Consider the following 2,595-nt stretch of genomic DNA (forward strand, 5'->3'; position numbering starts at 1 on the left):
CTCCTCGAAGGGAAGCACGTGACACGCAGAACAGTGCGCATCGCCATGAACGGCGTCACCGGACGGATGGGGTACCGCCAGCACCTGGTCCGCTCCGTCCTGGCCCTGCGCGAGCAGGGCGGCCTCGACCTCGGCGACGGCACGGTGCTGTGGCCCGAGCCCGTCCTGGTCGGCCGCCGTGAGCACGCCCTGCGCGAGATCGCCGAACGGCACGGCCTGACCGAGTGGTCCACCGACCTGGACGCCGTCCTCGCCGACGACACCGTCGACGTCTACTTCGACGCCCAGATCACCTCCGCCCGCGTGGAGGCCGTCCGCAAGGCCGTCGCCGCGGGCAAGCACCTGTACGTCGAGAAGCCCACCGCGACCTCCCTGGACGCCGCGCTGGAGCTGGCCCGGCTGGCGCGCGACGCCGGCATCAAGCACGGCGTCGTCCAGGACAAGATCTTCCTGCCGGGCCTGCTCAAGCTGAAGCGCCTCGTCGACGGCGGCTTCTTCGGCGAGATCCTCTCGGTACGCGGCGAGTTCGGCTACTGGGTCTTCGAGGGCGACTGGCAGGAGGCCCAGCGCCCGAGCTGGAACTACCGCGCCGAGGACGGCGGCGGCATCGTCACCGACATGTTCCCGCACTGGGAGTACGTGCTCCACGAGCTCTTCGGCCGGGTCACCTCCGTCCAGGCCCTGGCCACCACCCACGTCCCGCGGCGCTGGGACGAGAGCGGCAAGCCCTACTCCGCCACCGCCGACGACGCGGCCTACGGCGTCTTCCAGCTGGAGGGCGGGGCCGTGGCCCAGATCAACTCCTCCTGGGCGGTGCGGGTCCACCGCGACGAGCTGGTCGAGTTCCAGGTCGACGGCACGCACGGCTCCGCCGTCGCGGGGCTGCGGAACTGCCGCGTCCAGCACCGCTCCGCCACCCCCAAGCCCGTGTGGAACCCCGACCTGCCGGTCACCGAGGCCTTCCGCGACCAGTGGCAGGAGGTACCCGACAACCTCGCCCCCGGGGCCGGGTTCGACAACGGCTTCAAGGCCCAGTGGGAACTGTTCCTGCGGCACGTGTTCCTCGACGAGCCGTACACCTGGGACCTGCTGGCCGGCGCGCGCGGCGTGCAGCTCGCCGAACTCGGGCTGCGCTCCTCGGCCGAGGGCCGCCGCCTGGACGTCCCGGAGCTGACGCTGTGACGATCCTGCTGCCCCGTCCGGACGGGGGAACCGTCCCCTACACGCCGCGCGCGACGCCCGCGGACCTCACGGCGGACGGCACGCCGCTCGTCTCCCGCACGGTCCTCGCCGCGGCCCACGTGGTCGCCGACCCGTACGCCGACACCACCCCGGACGGCCCGGCCGCCGTCGACTGGGACGCCACCCTCGCCTTCCGCCGCCACCTGTGGTCCCACGGACTGGGCGTCGCCGAGGCCATGGACACCGCGCAGCGCGGCATGGGCCTGGACTGGGCGGGCGCCCGCGAGCTGATCCGCCGCAGCGCCGCCGAGGCGAAGTCCGTCGGCGGGCATGTCGCCTGCGGTGTCGGCACCGACCAGCTCACCGTGCCCGGGGCGTCCCTCGGCGAGGTGCGCGCCGCGTACGAGGAGCAGCTCGCCGTCGTCGAGGAGGCCGGCGCCCAGGCGGTGCTGATGGCCTCACGGGCGCTGGCCGCCGCCGCGAAGGGCCCGGAGGACTACTTGGAGGTGTACGGCGCACTGCTGCGGCAGGCGTCCGAGCCGGTGGTCCTGCACTGGCTCGGCCCGATGTTCGATCCGGCGCTGGAGGGCTACTGGGGCGGCGGCGACCTCGACGCGGCCACCGACGCCTTCCTGGAGGTCGTCGCCTCCCATCCGGACAAGGTCGACGGGGTCAAGGTGTCGCTGCTGGACGCCGGCCGGGAGGTCGCGCTGCGGCGGCGGCTTCCGGACGGGGTGCGCTGCTACACCGGCGACGACTTCCACTACCCGGAGCTGGTCGAGGGCGACGAGCGGGGCTTCAGCCACGCGCTGCTCGGCGTGTTCGACCCGCTGGCGCCGCTCGCCGCGCGGGCCGTACGCGTCCTGGACACGGGCGACGCGGCGGGCTTCCGGGAGGTCCTCGACCCGACCGTGGAGCTGGCCCGGCACCTGTTCGCCGCGCCCACCCGGTTCTACAAGACGGGCGTGGTGTTCCTGGCCTGGCTCGCGGGCCACCAGGACCACTTCGCCATGGTGGGCGGACTCCAGTCGGCCCGCTCGCTGCCGCACCTCGCGCGCGCGTACGAACTGGCCGACGGGCTCGGCCTGTTCCCCGACCCGGCGCTCGCCGGGGCCCGGATGCGGAACCTGCTCTCGGTGTACGGGGTGGAACAGTGACCGACGTCGATCTCTCGAGGTTCAGCATCAACCAGGAGACCGTCAAGCAGTGGTCCCTCCCCGAACTGGTCGAGGGCTGCCGCAAGGCGGGGGTGGCGCGAATTGGCCTGTGGCGCGCACCCGTCCAGGAGTACGGGGTGGAGCGCGCCGCACGGCTGGTGCGCGAGGCGGGCCTCACCGTCACCAGCCTGTGCCGCGGCGGCTTCCTCACCGCGACCGACCCCGGTGGGCGCGCCGCGGCCCTGGACGACAACCG

At 73.5% G+C, this 2,595-nt stretch carries 3 protein-coding genes; all 3 read left to right on the top strand.

The features are described 5' to 3' along the window. Positions 1-18: 18 nt before the first annotated feature. Entirely contained in the window at positions 19-1,182 is a 1,164-nt protein-coding gene (locus HW445_RS26145; protein ID WP_180223349.1) for a Gfo/Idh/MocA family protein, read from the top strand. Then, positions 1,179-2,339 carry a dihydrodipicolinate synthase family protein gene (locus tag HW445_RS26150; RefSeq protein WP_180223350.1) on the top strand — a complete coding sequence of 387 codons (1,161 nt, stop codon included), beginning with the start codon at positions 1,179-1,181 and terminating at the stop codon, positions 2,337-2,339. Before HW445_RS26145 ends, HW445_RS26150 begins: the two co-directional genes overlap by 4 nt. Then, the coding region (locus HW445_RS26155) for a sugar phosphate isomerase/epimerase family protein (RefSeq protein WP_374939700.1) at positions 2,336-2,595 on the top strand (260 nt) is incomplete at its 3' end. The genes HW445_RS26150 and HW445_RS26155, both read left to right, overlap by 4 nt.

Source organism: Streptomyces sp. UH6 (assembly GCF_013421635.1).
Classification (GTDB): Bacteria; Actinomycetota; Actinomycetes; order Streptomycetales; family Streptomycetaceae; genus Streptomyces; species Streptomyces abyssomicinicus.